This window comes from Vibrio sp. T3Y01 (assembly GCF_013114525.1).
In the GTDB taxonomy this organism is placed as follows: domain Bacteria; phylum Pseudomonadota; class Gammaproteobacteria; order Enterobacterales; family Vibrionaceae; genus Vibrio; species Vibrio chagasii_B.
Window position 1 is genome coordinate 107,958 of the sequence record NZ_VTXJ01000006.1, and the last position, 23,558, is coordinate 131,515.

Consider the following 23,558-nt stretch of genomic DNA (forward strand, 5'->3'; position numbering starts at 1 on the left):
TCTTCATAACACCCACATCATGCGACAACTTAAAATTAGATAGCTCAATCATTAGATAACTTAATGAATTATCATTAACTATACATCCTGAATAACACACTTAAAACTCAACTTAGAGCGTGATAACACAGTCAACCTCAAATCATTTTATATACATTAAGTTGATATAATTCTTTGAAGCGTTATCACACAAGGGTTAAATCGAGTTTTCTACATGTAGTTCTGTTGAGTTAGCTGAGGCTAAACAAGGATCGATTTTAGTCCAAATATTTGAGCTAGCGCATGAAAGACTAAATAGAGAATGTATACAGATAACGCCAAGGCGAACCAATTGGTCCGCCTTCATGTTTCAAGAGTCGTACTTAGAAAATCGAGCTCAACAAGCCATATCTATCGATTGATCGCCAGATATGAGCCTGCAGCAATCATGATGCCACCAGCACTTTGGTTTAACCGTTTATGCGCGCGCGGGGTTTTAAGCAAAGTCACCATGCGCCCCGCTCCCATCGCAATCAGCATCAAGCCAGCCATTAGTGCAATAGAAGCTAATACAGAAACTAAGACGATGTCTTGTGAACGCAAAACCGTTAGATCAACGAACGTTGGTAAAAACGAAATATAAAACAGAATCACTTTAGGGTTTGACGCTGAGATCAGAAAACCTTGCGCGAAGCTAGCAAGTTCTGATTTCTGACTTTTTTGGGCTGCATGCTCTGCCGAACCTTGCACTTCAGGTAAGGCCTTAAACATTTTGTACCCGAGGTAAATAAGGTAAGCTGCGCCGACATAACGAATGACCTCAAAAGCAAATGACCAGTTCTCCGCAATGGTTGCTAAACCAAAACAAGCAAGCGCTAGATAAATAAGATCACTGCATATCATGCCTAAAGAAAGGGAAATGCACTTTCGCCATCCATCGACCATTCCACGAGCCAAAATCGCAAACACACCGGGCCCTGGAGTAATGCCAAATATAAACATGGCAATAAAGAATGTAACCGCACCTTCAAACGACATTGGCTTGTCCTTATTCATAGCTCAACATGATATTTGCTGAACGTAACATGCGTCCTTAAAGGGAGTAAAGAAACTATTCACCGATCCTTTACTTGCGGTATCAAGGCGTTTAAATCTGCTTTTATTACTCGCTTAGAATATTCACCTAATGACAGTCGCTCGCTAATTAAAAACGTTCAAAACCTTTAATACTAAAAAAGCGAACCGTATGGCTCGCTCTTTATACTTCAGCTTCAGTTGAAAAGAAACTTATCTAGTTCGCGATTGGCGACAGTAACTTAGGGTTTACGACTAAGTTTCTCACACCGTGTGCGTGGTCTTCATTAAAGTCGTTCCCCTCACACCAGCTACCAACCGTTGCGATGTTCACTTTCGCCACTTGTGGTCTCACGCTCCATGTTACTTGGAACGGTGAACCTTGTTCGTTGTAACCTGGGCCCGTAGTCGAGCCTGCATATTGAATGGCAGAACCTGTATTTTGTGGAATGTTCGTGGCTTGGTGCAAACCATTCACTTTAGAGTGCTTAGCTAGCTCTTCAAAGTCGAGCGCTTTGTTATCATTCACTAAGACGTAGACTTGGGTTTCTACACGTAGCTGAGGGTTAGTAATTGCATCATTGAAACACGCCCCTAATGTTTCACCCGGCTCCACTTGTGCCGTTGAGTACACATAATGCACTTCGATAGTATCACCAGAATGAAGTGAACCATGGTCACTCGGGCAAATATCCTGACCGAATGGCTTCAGTTCTGCCTCACTTAGCTTACCCGTGTATTTGAATCCACTTTGGAAACCTTTGCCGTCACCACTACCCGCATACTGGGTAAACTCACCACCTTTGTGCTCTGCATTTTTATGAAAGTGAATATTACATAAGTTCATCGCGGTTGAGTCTGGTGCATTTGAGAACAAGCGCTCGTTAGTACCTTCAGATGAACCCAAGTCACGCGGCGCTTGTGGACCAAAGCCTTTACCTTGCGTATTTTCCGACAGTTGCGCTCTTTGCTCTGCTATCACACTGTCTGAAACCGCTTCATGACTGGCATCTGACGCACTTGCTTGCGTGGATAACATAACCATGGCGACGCTTAAAAACACACTTTTGTTTTTCATATCTCTTCCCTAGACTCTTATTTACTAAACCTAACTGACTGTGTCACAACAGCATATTACTATGCTCACGAGTGAATATAAGACATTGTCTTTGTAAGATTAGATTTCAATGCTTACTTTGGGAGAGTATTCAAACCCTTAGTGCATATAACAAGATCAATAGGTTAAATACGGCGACTCCCTTCCATAACAAGTAAATACCGAGCTGCGCTAACCTGCCCCTTACTCAAATCCCACTCTTATTGTGTTAGTAAGCAGAAACAAGACGTTACGTAATCCTGACGAATTCCAAATTCAGGATCAAAAAAGGCGAACCAATTGGGTCGCCTTTTTTGTTTAGTCGTAATTTTTAAAATCGAGCTATTGTGCTGGTCGCGCTCCTGAAGCAAATATTCCGAAAGTCATGACATTCAAAGCATCTGTCACACCCTCCAAAGATTTTATGACCTGCTTCGTAGGCCCATTATTGAATATATGGTTGCCCAAGCCTTTTTCGCTGTGAGCCTTAGCATGCTCCTCAGGAGGTTGTTTATCTGTCACTTGGGTCTTTTTATTAGCATCAGATGATTCACTCAGCTCATGAGAAGCCGAGCCGTCATCACTATTGATATCACTGTCTTCTGAGGTAATAACGGAACTCTCATTAACATTATTTGAGGCAGGCTCACTGACCGCTTCGCTTGCCGTCTCCTTGACCACAGCCTCTTCGACACTGTTATTAATCACTTTTTCATTGCTTGAGATATTTTCGTCGGTTTGATTTTCACTGGTTGTTGCACAAGCGGATAAAAGCAACAGGCTAATAGTTATTATGATTAATTTTCTGACCATGACGATTGGAACTGGATTAATAAAACATTGTTCGATTGTAATTAACTTAAGCCACATGTTCCAGCTACACACTTATTTTGTGGTAACGAGATGTGTACATAATTACGTACTGCTTAGAGATTCTTGGCTTTGCAGAGTCTTGCTTCTAGCTTTAATAGAGTAACTGATTTATGGATAGCACAATCCACCGATATCGACCTCTAATAATTCGAGACTTCGATTAGGTTACCATCAGGATCTCGTAGATAAATTGAGGTGATCTTGTCCACTGCACCCGTTCGCTCGACAGGCCCTTCTTCGATGATCACACCTTGTCCCGTGATATGATCGAATACCTCATCAATAGGTGTGTTGGTAATGAAACATAAGTCCGCACTCCCGGTTTGAACATGCTTAGCCTTAGGCTCGAACTCTTTCCCTTGCTGATGGAGATTTATCTTTTGATGACCAAACGACAATGCCCAACGCCCCTCACCAAATTGAATAGGTTTCATCCCTAACACGCTCTGATAGAAATCTACTGTTGTCTCAATATCTCTAACGGTTAATACAAGGTGATCTAGATGACTTATTTCCATAAAAGTAAACTCTCCAAAAATGACAGGCTCCCGGATTTAACCATTCGCCATGAGCGCAGATATAATCCAGCGCTTAGAAGAGTGACACAAGTAAATTATACGTAGATAGATCCCATTGTTGACGAATAAAGGGAGCACGTCTGAGTGCTCCCTTTGTCTATTTGTCTTAGCTAAACTCTAACCAAGTTACATACACAAACCTTCGTGTGTCCAGTACCAATAGTTTTCAAACGGATCAGCACCCCAGTTATCTGTTGTAGACGTAAAACGGTTGCCCCAGTATTGAACCGACGCCCCAGCTGGGTAGAAAGTATTCGGGCTCCACTCTGGCACATCCACACACATGTCCTGAGGATCAGGTTGAGGACTAGGGTTTGGCAGTTCTAGTACAGTGCTGACCGCTACATAAGCGTCTGTTGACCCTTGCGCACCAGATACCATTACGTAGATGTCATCTCCTTGTATACCGCCAAAGCCACAGTACTCGTTGTTATCCAAGTTGGTAGACGAGCAATCGTAGTCATTCAAAGATGCAGGGCGACCGATAGCAACATACAGATCGACGTTACCGTAACCATTGTAAGTTTGGATCCACACATCACCTTCAGAGCTGTTCTTCAAAACGAACTGCTGCTGATCGTTGCCGCTACTCAACACTGGTGCAGGAACGTTCAATTCTAAATTGTTGATGCCCGGAGTTGGTGTTGGTGTTGGTGGATTAGGGTTTGGATTCGGCTGACCAGAACCACAGTATTGTACGTTAACCCCAACCTGACTAAAGGCAGAGCGTACAGCAGATGATTCATAACCTAGGTGTTGTGCCGCCTTACAAACTCCTTCAGCTCCTGATTGGAAGTTCGATCTTGATGTCCAGTAAAGTTGATTGGCCGTAGCGTAAGCCATGAACGCCTTTTTAATGTCCCAACCGTTGCTAGTTGCTAGGTGGTAGAACGCTTTGTTAAAAATGCCCGAGCTGTGGTGGACATCAATGCCATTGTAGTACTGGTTAACATGGTCGATAGACATACCATCTTCGCTAGGTTGAATGAAGTAGCGCATTGCTGGGCTATACTTCATGACGTGCTCACCCATCTTCCAGTTAAAGCTGCCATGCACATATTCACTTAAAGCCGCAGCTGCCACATCAGAGAATGACTCATTCATACCACCTGACTGACCACGGTACTCAAGGTTTGAATTTTGCTCAGTAAAACCGTGGCTTACCTCGTGCGCGATCACATCCCACGTTGCTAATGGGTACATTGATTGGTTGCCATCACCAAACGTCATCTGTTGACCATCCCAGAACGCGTTACCGTAGTTCGATCCGTAGTGCACACGCATCGTTAGTTTTTGCTGGATAGGACGAGTGTTCAACCATTCTTTGTACATGTCAAAAACACGCTGGCCGAAGTAATGTGCATCGTTCATTGGTGCATACGCGCCGTTGATCGCGCGATAGTCATTGACGTTTCTACCGTAACTACCATTACAAGCAAACTGGTGAACCTGACCGTAATCTTGGCGATTATTCATGTTCATTGTGACGACGTTTTGGCTGTCCATCTGGCAATATGAGTTAACTTGGAATCCACCATACTGAGTGTTCGGGCCGAAGTAGTAGCGACCACTCTTCTGGTTCCCACCTGGGCCTTCAGCATCGATGAACGCAATACCTTCCCACTGGTCAAGTAGCTCGCCAGATTTAGCGTCTACAAGCGTAATTGGTCGTGAAGGTCCCATGCCTTTTGTTTGTAGGAAATCAACCTTATAGATGAGGTGTGCTTGTTGCTGTTCATCTAACCAAATAAAAAGATCAGCATTTGGATTACGAATGGTTGCAGCTGCTACACCCTTATGTTGTGACTTGGCAATGGCAATCGCTTGTTGAGCGTTGATCATTGGCAAGGTTGACCCGATATCAGTTTCAATGCCCGTCAATACTTGTCCGTCGACGGCTTGAGCAATACCTTGCTGGGAAAGATCAACGACTACCGACTGGCCATAAACCGGAACGCCATAGTGAAGCTGTTGTTTACGAAGGAGTGTCGTTGTACCGGTCTCAACTCGACTTGCTTCATGATAAGCAAGTGATTGATTTGCAGCACTAAAGCCTTGGCTAGTTTGATTAAGAATTGTTGACAAATCGACTTCAGAGTAGTCGAGTACATTGGCAGCTTGAGAAGTAAACGCTATTGGAAATAGCATTAGTAAATGTGCACCACGCATACATCACCTTTATAATTATGTTTTTTATAAATTCACCCGATGGATGAGCGCGCATATTAACGATAGATTTCACGCATAGCTAAGTGCACTTAGTTTTATATGTGATATCGATTCAGAACATAACTTCTCACGAAATAAAAAGTGAGGTGGGGAGTCAAAAAAACCAATACTTTCCGTCACTTACGAACAACTCAATAAATAAACGCAAAGTTTGGAGGGGTATCTAATTTCCGATAATATCCGGAAATTTCATGCTTCGAATGGTTACGAGATTAAGGTTTGATATCAATTTTCAAATAACGGCGCCAACTCACCATCACAAAATTAAACTCCAACATTCACCAAACAAGGTAACGAGCAAATAATGATGAGGGTGTGTTGGCGATGTGTATTAGCTGAGGTTGAGACTTAGTCTTTGGCTTTATTGAACGTATAAGTAATTATGCTATCGTCCCCTACCTTAAATGCCCAAGTGTTATCGCCTTCGGTAAAATGATATTCAACCTTGGACGAAGTTGGCGTCAGATTAGCGATGAACGCAGACAGCTGAGGCTCGTTGATAACAAAACTCCCCTCAGAAGTGTTGATGTCTAAATCGTTATTGACTTCAATCTGCGACGTTGAGCTTGGCAATATGTCGGGCAACCAACCTCTATCAAACAAACGATCTTGCTGAGCCTGCTCGTAAGTGGCGTACTGAACACTGACCACGTCAGAACAGCCTGATAGTAAAAGTAAAATTGGGAGTAATAGTTTCGTTTTCATTTATTTCCATCATTTGAAAGCAAGGGCTTGTCAGCCTCTGAGTTGTATTCGAATAAAAACAACAAGCGAGGAACAAGTACAATACAAAAACAATTTTATAAATTAATTATTATTCCCATTCAATTGAATTGACTTTATTTACATGCAGCCCACATGAAAATCATTTTAATCAGTACCTTAACGGAAGGATTTACCTATAAAGCGACCTATCGATCAGAGTATATTAAGACCAAACACGCCCTTTACGTCGAACAAAACAGCTTCCGTTTTTTCTCTCGATACTTGCGTACCTTTGCGTAAAATATCAATCAGCTGCGCTTTGTCATCTAGCAGTTCTGCTCTACGGGACCTTATCGGCCTTAACATCTCCTGCAAGCACTCCTCCAACACCTTCTTTGTTTGTCCATCCCCTAACCCGCCTCTGCGGTAATGATTCTTTAACTCACTGACATATTGTGCATCACCATGAAACGCATCAAGGTATGTAAACACAATATTCCCTTCCACTTGACCCGGATCTTCAATTTTTAAATGGTTTGGATCGGTATACATGGACTTTACTGCCGTTCGAATCTCTTTCTCAGTCGCTCCCAGGTTAATGGCGTTTCCCATCGACTTGGACATCTTGTTTTTCCCATCCGTACTTGGAAGTCGTGATGCGTTACTCAGAAGCGGCTTACATTCGTTCAAAATAGATTTACCAGCGAGCGAGTTTAGCTTTCGAACAATCTCGTTTGTCTGCTCTAGCATTGGCAGTTGGTCATCGCCCACAGGGACTAACGTTGCATTGAACGCCGTAATATCAGCCGCTTGAGATATAGGGTAAGTGAGAAAACCAGCAGGAATAGAGCGACCAAACGCCTTGTTTTGAATTTCACTTTTGACGGTAGGATTACGTTCCAAACGTACGATGGATACAAGGTTGCTGTAAAACATGGTCAGCTCAGCCAATGCGGGAAGCTGAGATTGAAGGCAAATTGTGGTTTTAGTTGGGTCGATGCCAACAGCCAGATAGTCGGCGACCACATTGAGGATGTTTGAAGAGACCTTTGCAGGATTATGCGCGTTATCAGTCAAGCCCTGCATGTCGGCAACCAATATCGTTTGGTCGTGCTCATGTTGTAAGGATACACGTTGTTTGAGAGAGCCCACGTAATGCCCTAAATGCAAAGGACCTGTCGCGCGGTCGCCAGTAAGAATAATTTCTGATTTGTTATCGTTTTGATTTGTTTTCATTGAGTATCTCCAAGTTAAAAAGGCTACTGGAGATATAAAGAGACGACAATCTTGATGACATTCTTAGCTACCTTCCAGCAGCGTAAGAATGTGAGTATTCCGTGCTGCTCTAGATAGAGCACCACCAGAAGAAAACTGAAGTTGAAGCGGGATTAAATTTCATTCTTAAAACGTATCAATATTATTGGCTAACGACAACACATTTTATTGATTCAATTTAACTCGCTGTATTAATTGCATAAATTTATAATTCTAGAACGCATGGCTTGGTTAATCTCAAAGTAAGTGTTCAAGAAATTGAGCTGCGATAAAGCCGACTCTGCGGTGTGTTCGTAGCCTTGATTGAAGCTTGGAAGCAGTTGAGCAAACTTAGGAAACCGCGCTTCTAACCTTCTATCAGACATAAACTCATCGACATAGCCAGGTTGTGGATTTTCTGTTTGTTCGACAAGATCAATCAAACGATCCAATGCATAAGACTGAACAAATCGACTCCCAGAAAGCTTTTCTCCACGGTTATAGCGGGACATACCCACATAAAGATTGGTCAGGGCTTCCCCGATTAACCACTCTTGGGCATTAGCTTGTGGAGCACTTTTTTCCGGTGGTACACAGCACCTAGCATCGAACGCCTCTTCCTGCCAAACAATACGACCTTCAGCAAATGGAATATGCGCTAATTCATGGGGCTCGAAGACTGCAAATTCGCAAAAGACTCCATCTGCATACAGAACTTTATAGCCATCGACCGTGTTTCGCACGGAATAGTCGATTGGATGAATATCAGATAACCAATTTAAATTGTTTAAGAATTGCTGCTTTTGTCCTGTCTGTACGATCGCAAAGAAATCGACATCTGAGTATTGGTCCAGTCTTTCCGTTTCGATACCAACAGAACCAAGCCCCAACAAGGCAAGCGCCTTATTTGAAGCTCTTAAACACTGCCCAATAGAATCCAAGCGTTGTAGCAGCATTGTTGGGGTAAGTTCTTGTGATGTGATTGGCTGTCGAATGGTGTTATCGGTTTGCATCGTGCTATCCCTGTCAAATTGAATGCCATTTAACCTAACTGAGAGTAATAGCAACGACTAAACACAATTTATAAAATCTGTGTTTTGGATAACGATTTGTGCAATAAATGGATTGATTTAGGAGCTTTCAACTACGACCCGCATTTGTATCTCTACCCATTAAATAGATGACTTGGCAAGATACATCGCCATTTCTTGTTCAGGTACCATGCCTCCACCCGTCGCCCAAACAAGATGCGTGCTGTTGGATAACGTCGAATCATCGATACCTAATCTCGTCATATATTCGGTGTTGTGTTCTACATGGATAGGCCCTGGCATGCCTGCTAATGCAGAGGGCTCTAGTTTGATGGCTTCTGCTTGATTCAATTGACCTAACAATTGATACATGCGTTCATCCGTTAATGTGTAGTAACCATCCAATAAGCGCTCCATTGCTCTGCCAACAAAGCCTGACGCGCGGCCCACGGCTAACCCATCAGCTGCAGTAAGGTTATCAATACCAAGATCTTGTACTGCAATCTCGTCATGCAAACCGGTGTGAACGCCTAACAACATACAAGGTGAATGCGTAGGCTCGGCGAACAGACAATGAACATGGTCGCCAAATGCCATCTTCAAACCAAATGCCACACCACCAGGGCCGCCGCCTACACCACATGGTAGGTAGACAAACAACGGATGCGCTTCGTCGACGACAATCTGTTGCTGAGCAAATTGCTGCTTTAGCCTTTCTCCGGCCACAGAATATCCAAGGAACAGTGTCTTCGAGTTTTCATCGTCAATGAAGAAACAACGAGGATCCAATTCAGCTTCTTTTCGTCCTTGTTCAACCGCAACGCCGTAATCTTGCTCATACTCAACCACATTTACGCCGTGCTCACGCAGTTTGTTCTTCTTCCACGCTCTCGCATCGGCAGACATATGAACGGATACGGTAAAGCCTAATTTCGCGCTCATGATGCCAATTGACATGCCTAGGTTCCCTGTTGAACCTACCGCAATACTGTATTGCTTAAAGAACTCACGAAACTCGGGGTCTAGCAATTTGCTGTAATCATCGCTTTCACTTAGTAACCCAGCTTCAAACGCGAGTTTCTCAGCGTGAGTCAGTACCTCATATATGCCGCCACGGGCTTTGATAGACCCAGAGATAGGCAAGTGACTGTCTTTCTTCATCATCAACCGCCCTTTTATCGGCAATTGATAATACGCCTCCAATGCTGTTTTCATCGTTGGAATATCAACAAGATCCGATTCAATGATGCCATTGGATAATTGAGTTTCAGGAAATGCTTTTGCAAGGTAAGGGGCGAATCGTTGTAAGCGTAAACTCGCATCATGAATGTCTTTCTCATCCAAGCCGACATAAGGTAACCCTTGGTCTAGTGTTGTGACATTTGGGTTAAACCAAACCACCTCTTCGAGCGCCATAAGCTTATTTAGTAATGGAAAGTCGTTGGTGAGGTTATTTAGATTCAGTTCGTTCATGGCTACCTTCTCTGGTATTGAGCATTCTGGGCGATTTCAATCACTTGGTGTACACCCTATTAGAGCCGTAATCGAGAAATGATTCAATAACCGACACTTGTGCCTACCGTCAGTGATGCTATTTCCCTTACTATGCCCTTGAGGCAACCGTCTTGATGTATTCACTTGGCGACAGACCAAACTTACCCTTAAAGCGCTGACTAAAACGTCCTTCAGATTGGTAACCACAAGATTGAGCGAGCATCGTGACATTGTGTTGGCCATTTTGCATAAGATACAAAGCATGGCTCAAACGCACTTCTGCTAATACCTCACGATATTGCATTCCTTCGAGTTTGAGCTTACGGATTAACGTCGCACGACTCATTGCAAAACGCTCTGCAACGTCTTCTAAAGAGTGTTTCTCGTCTGGTGAATGAGATAAGTAATGACTGAGTTTTTGGCTGAGAGAGACGTTTGAACGAGTAAACAACCGATGTAACACCCCCTTCTCTGCAAGCTGTTGATACAAACCTTGCAACCAAAATTGCTGTGTGGTTTCACTCATACTTTGACGATCAAACGTAAACAAGGCATTTAAAGTATCTTGTAAACTGCGGTCTGCTTCTAAAGTGGGGGATTCGAATTCGGCAGCACATTGTTCACTCAGTTCGAGCATCGCTTGAGTGGGTTGAAAATGAAAACTAAACACGCGGGACAGAAATCGCCCTTTATGTGGCATGTTCTCAAAACTCAGTGATGCCGAGGCTTCACACAGCAACAACTCAGAATGAGTAAGCTCTGCTGCCGAGTCTTTCCAAAACAAACGCTTACTGCCTGTGATGATCTGAATAATACTAGGGGATAGAATCCTCACATTACGCAGCTTTTGTAACTGCTCAGCTCGAAACACTGTCACTTGATATTGATGATTCATCTCATCCCCTTATTTTGTTTTTTGTCTATAGCAAATTAACGGGTGTAAGTTGCGGTTAACCTTGCTTTGTCTAGCGCCATGCTATTCAGTGTAAAGCCCACGACAGCTGATGGTGTATTCTCATCGAGGTTTAACTTATCAGTTGGTAGCGCCCAAACCGTAAATTGATAACGATGCATGCCGTCTTTCTCAGGAGGGCAAGCGCCACCAAAACCGACCGTTCCGTAATCGATGCGCCCTTCCTTACCACCCAACTTCGTAATGTCCGCTGCGCGAGGTAATTCATTCACGGTTGCTGGAATATCAAATGCAACCCAATGCCAAAAACCACTTTCGGTTGGTGCGTCTGGGTCATAAGCCGTGATTGCAAAACTTTTGGTGCCTGCCGGTGCGTCTTTCCACATTAGTTGAGGTGATAAGTTCTCACCATCACAACCCCAACTAGAGTATTCAAACGTCTTGGCCATTGGGTGACCTTCTTGAATATCGTTACTGGTTAATTCAAATGCGTGAACTGAGCTTGCAGCCAAGATGCTCGCTGCCAATACTGATCTGATCATTGTTCTCATGATGATTCCTCTTGTTAGGTTTAAATCCAGTATAATCAGTTCCACCCTTTAATAAGTAACAGTAAGTACATAATTATCTAATCAAATTCAAATAAATGATACTTTCTGCACTTTAGAACCATTATTTTAAGAAATCATCGATTGATGATGTATCGCTAATTTCGCGACTCGCGGTCACAAATTGATAAAGTGGGGACACTTGTTGACATTCAGGTTACAAATCTCGAGCAAAATTCTTTAGACTCGCGCTAATGACTTTTAATGAGAATAACTGGATGCGCAGGCTGACATTAGCCCTTTGTTTGATCTTTTGGCTCCCTACGCTAGCCAACGCCCAAAGCTTGCAAGATAAATGGCAGTCCCTGTACCAATTGAGTTGGCAGGCGTCTCCGATCTTTGTTTCTCAGCAAGAGTTATCTCATTACCCAAAGGCTCTGCTTCAAGACAACAGCCGTTACCCAAATTTCAAAAAATTCACATGGCAAGATATTGCTTTATTGGCTGAGATTCAGCAAACATGCCAAGCGATTGAACCTTCTAATTCTGCGTTAAACGATGCCATCGAGTTCGAGCTTGCTTTATGTCAGCAACAAACCTTAGATTCAATCTGGTTTGCCGCCCATTCTAAAAAACACCCTGCTGGTGGAAGTTTCGCGGACCGTTATGTGGCGCATTACCCAGAGACAAGCGAACAGATTCACCCGTTTTTAACGATTACCAACCCACTGCACCCGCTGTACACCAAACTACAACCCTTAACAGCAGAAGGAAGGGAAGCACTGCTTGATGGATACCGAGCCTGGCAACAAGGTGGTGTACTTTGGTTAAGTGGTGAGCAAGGTTGGAAAGTAGTCCCGCATGATGTTTGGAAGCCAATTGCGAACCAACAAGGCATGACCTTATCTGGAGAAAGCTGTTCGTTTCGATACAGTAATCTCTGCATGAGTGAAACGAACAACGACACTCTTTTCATGAAAGTGATGATCTTCTCTTTACTGATTGTTCTATTTTCAATACTAGCAAGATCGCTATTTCTAAGAACAAAACAGCGTAAAGAGAGACAGTTTGTGTTGCAGCTCCTGACTCATGAACTTCGCACACCAATTACCAGCCTTGGGTTAACCGTCGAAATGTTCAGAAATCGTTACGACGAGTTCCCTGATGCCACTCAAGATGCAGTTTGGCGTTTGATATCTGACTACCAGAGGCTATCGCAACTTACTGAAAACAGTAAGGTTTACTTGAGCACAGAAAACGCTGAACCTTTATTGAAACAAAACGCTTCTCTCGAAGAGTGGCTTGAACATGTATGCGAAAAGCACAACATCGGCTATCAATGTGATTCCGGCGAAGTAGAGCTTAACCTGCCCTATTACTGGCTGACCATTTGCTTAGATAACTTGATCAAGAACGCTAAGCAACACGGCAAAGGTAATGTGTTTGTGACCGTTACCCTTGCTGACAAGTTAAGAATTGAGGTCCAAGATCAAGGACATTTCCCTTCATTCTTAGAACGAGCCTTGTCCCGAGTCACTCCAAATGATGCGCATAGACACGATAACATGGGTATTGGACTCACCATTGTTGAACACTTGATGAAACAGGCGAATGGACGCCTCATTATTCTCCGTAATCCAACACGATGTATTTTGGAAATAGCTTATGAACACCCTACTGCTGATTGAAGATGATCCACTACTTGGACAAGGCCTCGTCAACTTCTTTGAGTCCAATGGTTATCAATGCCTTTGGGCACAAGAAGCTGCGCATGCCAATAAGCTTTGGTTACGAGCCGACCTCGTGGTGCTTGATAGGCAACTTGAGGACGGTGACAGCTTACAACACCTGCCAAACTGGTTACTTCTTAAAGCACTACCCGTGATCGTATTAACCGCGAAAGTAGAAGTTCAACAGCGTGTAGAAGGCTTAATGGCTGGCGCCAAAGATTATGTGACCAAGCCTTTTTCAAATGAAGAATTACTGGCGCGGGTCATCACTCAGTTGCGTCCACTGGGTGTCAGTCATCTAAATTACGCCAATATCCAAATCAACTTATCGGAAAGAACCGCCTATCTCGATCAAGCCCCAGTAGCGCTTAAACCGAAAGAGTTTCAGCTATTGGTCCTGTTTATTCAAAACCAAGGGCGGGTGTTTCATCGAGACGAACTGCTCAACAAAATTTGGGGCTATCAAGCCTTTCCAAGCACCCGAACCGTGGACAATCACATACTCCGCTTGCGTCAGAAATTGCCGACACTCCACTTAGAAACTCACCGCGGTGTTGGTTATCGTTTAGTTGGGGATTCGAAATGAAAGTAACATCGTTAACCGCTTTGCTGTGTGTGTTACCGTTTGCGAGTCATGCGACTTGGTTTACAGAGACACCTTTACAACGATCTTATCAATCGCTACTTAATGAGCAACCGCAGCTTGCATGGCAAGAGTTACAAATCGCACTCAATCAAGAATCGCTTGATAGTCACCTTTGGCTGCCCGTAAAACAAGAAATACTCACTAGAACTCAATGTGGAAGAACACTTAAACAAAGCGATGTACCCACCCACCACATCCAAGTGAGTTTTATTAAACGTTACGGTCTTTCGTCACAAGGCTATCAGATTAAAATCTCAGCCGAGCCACGCAGCAGTGATCTAAATAAAAAAGCACAGCCAGTCACACTCATCGCTCCTGATGGTCTTACGATGATTGAAGGACAGTTCAACTCGGGCGTCGACTATCAAGAAATCGAAACCAATGAGATGTTCATTAAGCCTGAATCTGGTGTCTATCAATTAACCGTTGGGACGAACAACTACCCACTTGTAGTCGCTTTAGATGACAGCAATCGCTGGTTAGCACTGGAGAATAAGCTTGAGAATGCACACGTTGTGGTCACGCCGCCAGAGGTAATCGATAACTGCCCTAGCACCAATGTAAGTTGGCAATGGTTTGATGAAAACTACAACATGTTAGGTTTCAAAGTGCCGATCAAAGCAAAACAAGTCGCTGTTCCTCCAGAAAGCCCATCAGTAGGTAAAGCTAGCCACTTGAGTGCCTCTGTAGAAAAGTATGAATACCAAGGCGCGATTGAAATCCAATATGTTCAGCGTGTTGCGGTGCCCTTCTGAAGGCCTACCACAACAAGATACTGATAGTTGTTCGGTGTAAAAATAGAGACATATAGGTGACAAAACACTAACGCATCTCAGATGTAATAACCGTACTTACTCTTTACGGAATATCGATATGCTTAGTATCCACCACAAATTTAATGCTACATCTTGTGCCATTTTGGCCGTATTCGCCGCTTGTGCTTTTTCAACACATGCTCAAGCGAACGAGTTAATACTTGCCGACCACACCGCCAACGACATCGTTTCGATATCACCAGAAACGCTCACGATAGATTGGAATGACCTAAGCATTAACAGTGCTTCGCTAACCGTTAACCGTATCCCTCAAACAGTGGCCGAGATAACCAAGGATTCAACCAGTGCCGCTTGGACGTTAATGCCAAGCCGTATCGCAGTAACCGCAGAGTTAAATCAAGGTGAACTTGACCTCCAATTCACGCTACCATCCGATATCAAGGTAAAGCGCAATCAACCAATAGAACTAGCGTGGTTCAACCTTGCGGAACAAGAAACACAAACACTGCTGCTGCCCTTTAGTGAAGGTATGCGCGTGCCTACCAACAATAAGCGATGGGCGAATTATCTCGCCAATAACCACTCTGGAAGTAACACCACTCAAGACCTAAAGATGCCGTTTTGGACCACACAACAGAGCGATCAATTCATCAGCTACCAGTTGATCAACCCAACCAATAACCAACTGTTTTTTAATGATGTAACGTCTGAATCGGACTCTAAAAACAAGTCCCTTATCGATATGAGCGCATCGCATCAGTTCACCGCGCTAAATCAGTCACAACCTTTTGCTGTACGTATCACGCTTGGCGATTCAATGCTCGATGGTGCCAAGCAATACCGCGACTGGCGCATCGCCAATGGGTTGTCAGAATCACTAGCCTCAAAGCAAGCGCGTAATCCAGATATTAGCAAGCTGGTTGGTGCAAGTCATGTCTACCTGTTTGGTAAAGATCCTTTGAGTATCCAAGATGTGAAAGACTGGTGGGGACTAAAAGAGTGGTACTTTGAACGCTCTAAGCTCAACATATCCGATGAAGCTAAGCGTGAGCTATCCACTTTGTCTAAAGGTAAGGACTGGTTGAGCCGATATCATAAACAGTTGCTGTTGGATTCTATTAGCCAATCTCTACAAAGCTTATACCCCGTCGCATCCCCGACACTCGCTGATAACACGATTGAGGCGCAATACATCGCGGCGCAAAATCGAAAAAACTGGTTGTCTGAACACGCGTCGTCATTTCTTAACTCACCAGATACTTGGGGGCAAGCCTTATCATCCGGCATGATCGATAATCTAAACAACGCCGGATTAAACAAGCTTTGGTTGGGCTTTGATAACTGGATGCCTGCTTTTTATCAACCAAACGCAGTCGAGTTAGCAAAGCAATCTGGTTATCTGGTGGGGACTTACGACTCCTATAACACTGCAATACCGGCTCAGTTAAATGACAGCTGGTTAACCGCTCAGCTGCCAGATCCAATAAGAAAAACATGCGCGATTGAGCTAGCCGATGGAAGTTTAAAAAAAGGATTTCGTGGTAACGGCTTCTACTTAAATCCCAATTGCCATTTGGACTACGTAAAACAGCGCGCCCAAGACATCATGAACTTTGGTCACTTCAATAGTTTGTTCTTAGATGTCGATGCAACGGCAATGGCGCGTGAGGACTACAGTGACAATACCAGTGAGTCGGAGATGCTTTCTTCCTTTAATAACCGAATGCAGGGGCTGAGCGAACAACCGTCTCTGGCGTTGGGCTCTGAAGACGGCAACAGCTTGACCACCAAGGGCATTGCGTTTGCACACGGCTTGGAAACGGTAGGGTTTGGTTGGACAGATAAAGATATGAAAGAAAACCGCCAGTCTCCCTACTTCCTAGGTCGTTGGTACCCAGATCATAAGCCGGACTTTTTCTTCAAACCAGCAAAGGTTAAAGAGCCCTATAAGTCGCTACTGTTTTCGCCGCAATATCGTGTACCGTTATACCAAACTGTATTCCATGATGAAGTAATTAATACGCACCATTGGCACTCAGACAGTCTCAAATTTACCAATGTGAAGGCCAACCGTGACTTAACAGCCATGCTATATAACACGCCCGCAATGGTTCACTTAACCAGAGACGAAGCTCTCAAAAGTACAAGCCCGAGGCTCAAAGCCTTAAAACACTACCAAGATGGGTTTGAGCCGATACACGAACAGTTGTGGGATAAAGCGTTGATTGATTTCTCATGGTTAAATAACCACGGTACCGTCCAACAAACCACGTTCAGTGATGGCAGTAAGATCATCGCCAACTTCTCAGACCAAGTGTTTAATAAAGGCGACATCGATGTGGCTGCGGCTTCCATCAATGCGATATTAAGCAATGGAGAAGTCATAAAGTGGAAAGCCGAACTTAACTAAAGTGATTAATTTAGTCCCTTAGCGGTTAGCAGAAAACCAAGGGGGTTAGCTTACCTCAATAAAGCTAAGGTTAAGCTAACCAAGCTACTTGCGCTTCTCACTCTGAAACGCTGTGAGTAGATAATCGATAAACACCTTCTTGCGTTTCGGCATTAATTGTCTGTCGGCATACACCAAGCTTACCGAAACTTGTGGCATGTCGTATTCCGGCAGCAGATTCACCAGTCGACCCGTCTTGAAATGCTCACGACAAATGAACTCAGGTAACACTGCTAACCCTAGGCCATCGACACAGGCCGTTAAACACGCGGTAATCGTGTTTACCCTGAGTTGGCTTGGTAGCTGAATCAATTCAGACTCCCCATCACCTAATTGCAATTCCCACTTAGGTAAACGTGCGGCTTTGTTTACCACCTCTATCATGCGAAACGGAATCTTAAGGTCCTTTGGCGTGTTTATTGGGCCAACTTGTTCTAGATATTTAGGGCTCGCCACTAACACACGTTTAGAGGTTGTTAGGTATCGAGAAACTAAACTTGAATCTACCAGCTCACCAATCTGCGCGTACAGGTCAATTCCTTCGCCGATGATGTCAACTTCTCGGTTGGTTAACTCCAAGTTCATCGTCACATTCGGGTATTCAAGCAGAAAGCTATGGATGTATTTAGCAAGCACTTGATGACCCAACTCTACCGGTAGTACTACATTCAATGGACCACGAATCAGGTCTTGGTTTGCAGAGACTTCTAACTCCGCTTGATTCATGATCTCTTGCATTTGAAGGCTCGACTGATAGAAGCGCTCTCCTTCAGGCGTGAGTATCAAACTGCGAGTCGAACGAGTGATCAGTCTCACACCTAAATGCTGTTCTAGCTCTGCTAATTTTCGACTCACTGTTGATTTCGTCATATTCAACACTTCAGCAGCATGCGTAAAACTCCCACAATCAACCACTTGTGTGAAAACAGTCACAGCATTTAAGTCCATAAGACCTCCGAAAACTATAATTAGTAAGATTTTTGCAACAGTGTTTCCCTTTTTTCCTATCTTATCAATCAATCAGATTCATTTACAATTCGTTACATCCAAATAAAAACAAAATGAGAAAAGAGAAATGGCAGAGAACAACACCGCTTCGCAACCAGTAAGCACAAAAAAACGTAAAAAAGCCCCGCTTATTGCCACTGCGATCATGCTGTCATTGGGTTTAGCTGGCGCTGGATATTGGTACGGTTACGGTCAGTACTTTGAGTCGACCGATAATGCCTACCTACAAGGCGACATTACCAATATCAGCCCTAAGGTATCTGGCTATATCGTTAAGTCCTATGTAACGGACAACCAATCTGTTAAGGAAGGCGATCTATTGGTTCAAATCGATGATCGTGACTACCAAGCAACGCTTGCTCAGGCTAATGCTCACCTAGCCGTCGTTCAGTCTGACGTAAAGAACCTTATCGCCCAACAAACGTTACAACGTAGCAAAATTAGTCAAGCAGAAAGTGGCGTCGATTCAGCAGAAGCAGAATACGAACGTGCGATTCAACAAGTGCAGCGCTCGCGTAGCCTGTTAAAACGTAATTATGCTTCTCAAGATGAAGTCGATAGCATGGTCGCTCAACAAAAAGTGACTCTTGCTGACTTAGAAGAAGCAAAAGCAAACCTTGTGGCTAGCAATGATCAATTAACCGTAATTGCCAGCGAGATAGAACAAGCCAAAGCTTCGGTCACTGAAGCCCAAGCACAACAAGAACAGGCACAGCTAAACCTTGATTACACTAAAGTTTATGCACCAACAGACGGTGTAATTGGTAAACGAAGCGTACGTGAAGGCTTGTTGATTCAAGCTGGTGCTCCACTTATGAGCTTAGTGCCAAACAACCAAGTGTGGATTGAGGCGAACTTCAAAGAGACGCAACTTAGTGGCATTCACAAAGGCCAAACGGTTGAAGTCGAACTCGACGCTTTCCCAGGACAACCGCTTGAAGGTGTTGTCGATAGCTTCTCACCTGCAACTGGTGCTAAGTTCGCACTACTTCCACCAGAGAACGCAACGGGTAACTTCACGAAGATCGTTCAACGTGTACCCGTAAAAATTACGATTCCAGACCAGCAAGGGTTAAAAGGTCGATTGCTTCCTGGTTTGTCTGTGGTTGCGACCATCGATAAACGAGGCTAGACCATGAGCAGCGCTGGTGTTATCAACTCAACTCATGATGAGGACAAAGTATCAACTCGCCATTGGATCGCCCTATTTGGCGGCTTAATCGGTGCGTTTATGGCGATCTTGGATATCCAGATCACCAACTCGTCTCTTAAAGATATTCAAGGTGCGCTATCTGCTACCCTGGATGAAAGTTCATGGATCTCGACCTCTTATCTAGTCGCAGAAATGATCGCTATTCCTCTCAGTGGTTGGCTTTCAAAAGCATTAGGTAAACGTCGTTACCTAACATGGACCACGGCTATCTTCACTATTTCATCGTTGCTGTGTTCGTTCTCGTGGAACATGACCTCGATGATCGTGTTCCGTGCAATGCAAGGTTTTAGTGGTGGTGCTTTAATACCACTCGCCTTCTCACTGGTCATTCAACTACTGCCCATTAACAAGCGTGCTGTTGGCATGGCTCTGTTTGGTGTTACTGCGACGTTTGCTCCATCTATTGGCCCAACGTTTGGTGGCTGGTTAACCGAGAACTTCTCGTGGCATTACATTTTCTACATCAACATCCCACCAGCCCTGCTCGTGATCACCATGATCCGATACGGCTTGGATGATGAAAAGCTCGACCTGGGTACGCTGAAGAAAGCCGATTGGTTCGGTATCGCTACCATGGCACTTGGACTTGGTTGTTTAGAAGTGGTGCTAGAAGAAGGCAACCGTGAAGAGTGGTTCAGTTCAAGCTTTATCATTACGTTGAGCATCATCTCTGCAGTGAGCTTAGTCTACTTCGTCATAAATGAGCTTCAACACAAAAAACCATTGGTCAACTTACGGCTATTACGAAATGGGCAGTTTGCGATGTCTTGTATCGCTTACCTCATTCTAGGGATGGCGTTGCTTGGGTCTATCTACGTGTTGCCAATGTATCTGACACAGATTCAGCAATACAACGCGATGGAAATCGGCGAAGTACTCATGTGGATGGGTTTTCCTCAACTGTTGATATTTCCAATCGTACCTAAGCTGACTCAAATCATTAAGCCGAAATACTTAGTGACCTTTGGCTTCGCGATGTTTGGTTTCAGTTGTTACGTAAATACCCACATGACCATTGATTTTGGTGGGCAACAGTTGATCTTATCTATGGTATTGCGTGCGATTGGTAGCCCGTTCATCATGGTTCCGCTCTCTTTAGTGGCGATGAAGAACATCAGCAAAATGGATACGCCTGACGCCTCTACACTAACTAACGTTATGCGTAACCTAGGCGGGGCGTTCAGTATTGCGATCATCGCTACCCTTTTGGACAACAAGACACGTGAGCATCTAGCACATATTAAAGAGTCACTACCTTCAGTAAGTCAGTTAGGTTGGCAAACACTCAAAGATCAACAAGCATTCTTTATCCAATCTGGCAGTGATGCCGCGACAGCGATGCAACAAGCACAGGCAAGCCTGTTAGGAACCATGCAACGTGACGCCGCTATCATGGCCTACAATGATGTGTTTCTCATGATGACCGCATTCTTGGCATTAGCTGCAGTGTTAATTCTTAGTATGCGTGATTAAGTTTTAAGGCTTACAAATGCCGTTTGAATCCTAGATAAATACAGTTCCAATTAAACAAAGAGGCAAGCCTAACCGCTTGCCTCTTTTGCTCAAACAAGTGTTAACCTCACAAAACCAAGGGAAAAACAGTAGCCGAGGAGCAACACTCTCGATTGTTTGTGAATACTCTTTAATTACCAATAGCTTATTGACCATATAGATGTGAGCTGAGCATCTTGACAATGTGCAACCTGACACCTAAATTAAAAATATCATTTGGTATAAAGGAAAATGGATTTGACCTTACCAGGAGACCTAAGGGTTTTAATTGTCGACGACTCTAAAAGCGCGACGATTCTGATCAAACAACAGCTAGCTAGTTTAGGTATTGCGCACGAGTGTATTTTCATTGCGACGGATTATCGACAAGCCATTAAGGCTGTCGAAACGCATGCGTTTCATGTACTTCTCATTGATTACCACTTAGAGCAATCTTTTACCGGCTTTGAGCTACTAGGTATTCTGTATCGTAATCGACTTATCGACCACACGGTTGCTACGATTTTACTCTCTGGAGATATGCGTCAAGAAACAGTGCTTACCGCCCTATCAGGGGAGGCTCACCATTTTATCTCTAAGCCAATTAACACTCAGGCATTAGGTAAAAAGATCAAAAGTGCCGTATTCGAGTCAAGACAAATAGACCAACTCAATCACCTATATCCCATTACCACACCGGAATTACTCAAACAGGCATTAGAAATAACCAGCGAGAAATCCAACGTTCAATTCGAGGCAACACTGATTGAGCACTTAATCGCTGGGAAGAAGTGGCAACTGCTCTCTAGTCTCATCACTCACTCTAAAACTAACATGCACCCAACCAAATTGGTCGCAGAAGCCTTAATTCTAGACAGCTTGGGAAAGCCGAACTTGGCAATAGAGAAACTGCACAACTACCTTATCGTGCAACCACTATCGTTAAACGTGATTGATTGCCTCAGCTGCATTTATGAAAAACACAACATGCTACTGCCCGCGTTAAAGTTGGCTATTCGCGCATTTGAGATGACGCCAAGTATTAGCCATCGCGCAATCAGAGCGATCGATTTGGCTGAGAACGCTGACAATACACACATGCTTATTAAGCTTGGTGAGATGTACGCAAGTCATATTTCACCCGCCGATATCGACGTAATACATTCTATTAGAACTCACTTCGATTCTCTTAAAGCGACGTACCAAAGAGAAACTCAAGTACAGAATAAGCGTCTTTTGCTTGAGCATGCCAACCAATTTACCGAGCTGGTCAATTTGAAGCTTCCCGCCACGCTTCAACAACAAGTGTTAGCAAGCCTCGCCCTGTTTCATAGCAATATATTGTTGATTGAAGGCAGCCCGTTCGTTGCACACAAAAAAGTGATACGAGCAACTACATTGTTAGCTAATCAGTTTTACAATCAACCGACTTCACTGCTATCGCAACTTCTGCCTTTGCTCTGCCACTTTGGTGAATACTCTTTGTATCACATCGTTGAGGAGTGTTTGAAATCACGCGGTGAGACAATAAACGATAAACTGGAATCTCGCAAAGACGATCCTTCGAACTGTATCAACATCGAAGACTCAGGTTCGCTCCAAGAGCTACGCGACTTTATTACCAATTACCCCTACTCAGTCGCCGCTAAGCTAGACTATCTTTACGCTGTCAATAACGCATGCGTTGAAACAAACCTTAGCGACGAATACGTGGAAGATCTTATTCAGTTAGACCTTCCTCCTAGATGGAATCAATGGATTAGTGACTCATCAAAATATGGTTATTCCACTAAGCCGCCCAGCCCATTTTCAACATGCAGCCGACAGGAGTCTATATGCTAGATTTTGATGCTTTAAATGCCTACCTCGACAATGACAGAGATGTCATTTTTGCCGTGTTATCAACCTACCAAGAAGACCATGGTAATTCATTACAAGAGATCGAAGAACTGGTGCAACAGCAAGATTGGGGCAAGCTTCATTTCACGGTGCATACCTTAAAAGGCATTTTAGCCAGCTTCGGGGAAGAGACAGCAACAGTTGCCCTCGAAAGAGTTGAACAAAACACGTTTAACAAAGTTGCTCCTGAAGCTGATGACCTTTTACTCATCTACAGTGAGATGAAAATTATTAATCAACAAATCGATGAATTGCTCAGCACCTATTAATCTGGATGTCGTCCATATTAAACAAGGAAGTCGTCCCGCTGACTCCATTTTGTCCCACCACCAAATAACGATCAGTGTTGAGGTTTTGTAGAATCACAGAACCTCTACACTTGTCATTTTCGTGAATAATTTATGCCCTTCTCACCGACTATAAATTCACGTAACCTATCTAGAATCCATACACATAACCCCCCTTTATAAAAGGCTTATCTTTTTGTTTTTATTCTGAAATTCCACCTCTCAGTAGAATGTAACCTAGTTAATTATTTGTTGAGTTATTTGTGACATTCACATACCAATTTG

20 protein-coding genes are annotated in these 23,558 nt (G+C 43.8%); 8 read left to right on the top strand and 12 right to left on the bottom strand.

Translation table 11 applies throughout. The features are described 5' to 3' along the window. Window positions 1–390 precede the first annotated feature (390 nt). From F0232_RS08535 to F0232_RS08585, 11 genes are all read right to left on the bottom strand, one after another. Window positions 391–1,017: a LysE family translocator gene (locus F0232_RS08535; protein WP_105058149.1), complete on the bottom strand. Its 627-nt coding sequence runs from the start codon at window positions 1,015–1,017 to the stop codon at window positions 391–393. A gap of 253 nt (window positions 1,018–1,270) precedes the next feature. Next, on the bottom strand, window positions 1,271–2,131 hold the full coding sequence (locus F0232_RS08540; RefSeq protein WP_105058148.1) for a delta-class carbonic anhydrase: 861 nt from the start codon (window positions 2,129–2,131) through the stop codon (window positions 1,271–1,273). 360 nt (window positions 2,132–2,491) lie between these two features. Beyond that, a complete protein-coding gene (locus tag F0232_RS08545) occupies window positions 2,492–3,019 on the bottom strand; it encodes a hypothetical protein (RefSeq protein ID WP_105058147.1) in 528 nt (175 codons plus the stop codon). 143 nt (window positions 3,020–3,162) lie between these two features. Further along, window positions 3,163–3,540 (bottom strand): VOC family protein, encoded by a 378-nt coding sequence (locus F0232_RS08550; protein ID WP_105058146.1) that lies wholly within the window; start codon window positions 3,538–3,540, stop codon window positions 3,163–3,165. Window positions 3,541–3,726: 186 nt separating this feature from the next. Next, window positions 3,727–5,769, bottom strand: a complete 2,043-nt coding sequence (locus F0232_RS08555) for a M4 family metallopeptidase (protein ID WP_105058145.1) — start codon at window positions 5,767–5,769, stop codon at window positions 3,727–3,729. Between the two features lie 408 nt (window positions 5,770–6,177). Then, the gene (locus F0232_RS08560) at window positions 6,178–6,534 is read right to left on the bottom strand and encodes a hypothetical protein (protein WP_061031007.1); all 357 of its coding nucleotides are present in this window, start codon (window positions 6,532–6,534) and stop codon (window positions 6,178–6,180) included. Window positions 6,535–6,747: 213 nt separating this feature from the next. Further along, on the bottom strand, window positions 6,748–7,770 hold the full coding sequence (trpS, locus tag F0232_RS08565) for a tryptophan--tRNA ligase (protein ID WP_061031008.1): 1,023 nt from the start codon (window positions 7,768–7,770) through the stop codon (window positions 6,748–6,750). Between the two features lie 230 nt (window positions 7,771–8,000). Further along, complete coding sequence (locus F0232_RS08570) at window positions 8,001–8,801, bottom strand: hypothetical protein (RefSeq protein ID WP_105058144.1); 801 nt, start codon at window positions 8,799–8,801, stop codon at window positions 8,001–8,003. Between the two features lie 159 nt (window positions 8,802–8,960). Then, window positions 8,961–10,292, bottom strand: coding sequence for a D-serine ammonia-lyase (locus F0232_RS08575; RefSeq protein WP_105058143.1), 1,332 nt, complete (start codon window positions 10,290–10,292; stop codon window positions 8,961–8,963). Between the two features lie 130 nt (window positions 10,293–10,422). Further along, window positions 10,423–11,208 (bottom strand): helix-turn-helix transcriptional regulator, encoded by a 786-nt coding sequence (locus F0232_RS08580; protein WP_105058142.1) that lies wholly within the window; start codon window positions 11,206–11,208, stop codon window positions 10,423–10,425. Window positions 11,209–11,243: 35 nt separating this feature from the next. Further along, the gene (locus F0232_RS08585; RefSeq protein WP_105058141.1) at window positions 11,244–11,777 is read right to left on the bottom strand and encodes a YbhB/YbcL family Raf kinase inhibitor-like protein; all 534 of its coding nucleotides are present in this window, start codon (window positions 11,775–11,777) and stop codon (window positions 11,244–11,246) included. A gap of 275 nt (window positions 11,778–12,052) precedes the next feature. On the opposite strand from F0232_RS08585, the gene F0232_RS08590 reads away from it, so the two are divergent. The 4 genes from F0232_RS08590 to F0232_RS08605 all read left to right on the top strand — a co-directional run bounded on the left by F0232_RS08590 (window position 12,053) and on the right by F0232_RS08605 (window position 17,336). Then, entirely contained in the window at window positions 12,053–13,462 is a 1,410-nt protein-coding gene (locus F0232_RS08590) for a DUF3404 domain-containing protein (RefSeq protein WP_105058140.1), read from the top strand. Further along, complete coding sequence (locus tag F0232_RS08595; RefSeq protein ID WP_105058139.1) at window positions 13,440–14,090, top strand: response regulator transcription factor; 651 nt, start codon at window positions 13,440–13,442, stop codon at window positions 14,088–14,090. Before F0232_RS08590 ends, F0232_RS08595 begins: the two co-directional genes overlap by 23 nt. Then, window positions 14,087–14,905, top strand: coding sequence for a DUF2861 family protein (locus F0232_RS08600; RefSeq protein WP_105058138.1), 819 nt, complete (start codon window positions 14,087–14,089; stop codon window positions 14,903–14,905). Before F0232_RS08595 ends, F0232_RS08600 begins: the two co-directional genes overlap by 4 nt. A 118-nt stretch (window positions 14,906–15,023) precedes the next feature. After that, window positions 15,024–17,336: a glycoside hydrolase gene (locus tag F0232_RS08605; RefSeq protein WP_105058137.1), complete on the top strand. Its 2,313-nt coding sequence runs from the start codon at window positions 15,024–15,026 to the stop codon at window positions 17,334–17,336. 84 nt (window positions 17,337–17,420) lie between these two features. Here F0232_RS08605 and F0232_RS08610 read toward each other — a convergent pair whose 3' ends face one another. Continuing rightward, window positions 17,421–18,323 (bottom strand): LysR family transcriptional regulator, encoded by a 903-nt coding sequence (locus F0232_RS08610; RefSeq protein ID WP_105058136.1) that lies wholly within the window; start codon window positions 18,321–18,323, stop codon window positions 17,421–17,423. 127 nt (window positions 18,324–18,450) lie between these two features. Here F0232_RS08610 and F0232_RS08615 point away from each other — a divergent pair, with 127 nt between their 5' ends. The 4 genes from F0232_RS08615 (at window position 18,451) to F0232_RS08630 (ending at window position 23,255) form a co-directional block, all read left to right on the top strand. Continuing rightward, on the top strand, window positions 18,451–19,515 hold the full coding sequence (locus tag F0232_RS08615; RefSeq protein ID WP_061031018.1) for an HlyD family secretion protein: 1,065 nt from the start codon (window positions 18,451–18,453) through the stop codon (window positions 19,513–19,515). 3 nt (window positions 19,516–19,518) lie between these two features. Beyond that, the gene (locus tag F0232_RS08620) at window positions 19,519–21,069 is read left to right on the top strand and encodes a DHA2 family efflux MFS transporter permease subunit (protein ID WP_061031019.1); all 1,551 of its coding nucleotides are present in this window, start codon (window positions 19,519–19,521) and stop codon (window positions 21,067–21,069) included. Window positions 21,070–21,339: 270 nt separating this feature from the next. Next, window positions 21,340–22,929: a response regulator gene (locus F0232_RS08625; protein ID WP_105058135.1), complete on the top strand. Its 1,590-nt coding sequence runs from the start codon at window positions 21,340–21,342 to the stop codon at window positions 22,927–22,929. Next, entirely contained in the window at window positions 22,923–23,255 is a 333-nt protein-coding gene (locus F0232_RS08630; protein ID WP_171750741.1) for an Hpt domain-containing protein, read from the top strand. The genes F0232_RS08625 and F0232_RS08630 overlap by 7 nt, the downstream gene beginning before the upstream one ends. Window positions 23,256–23,558 lie beyond the last annotated feature (303 nt).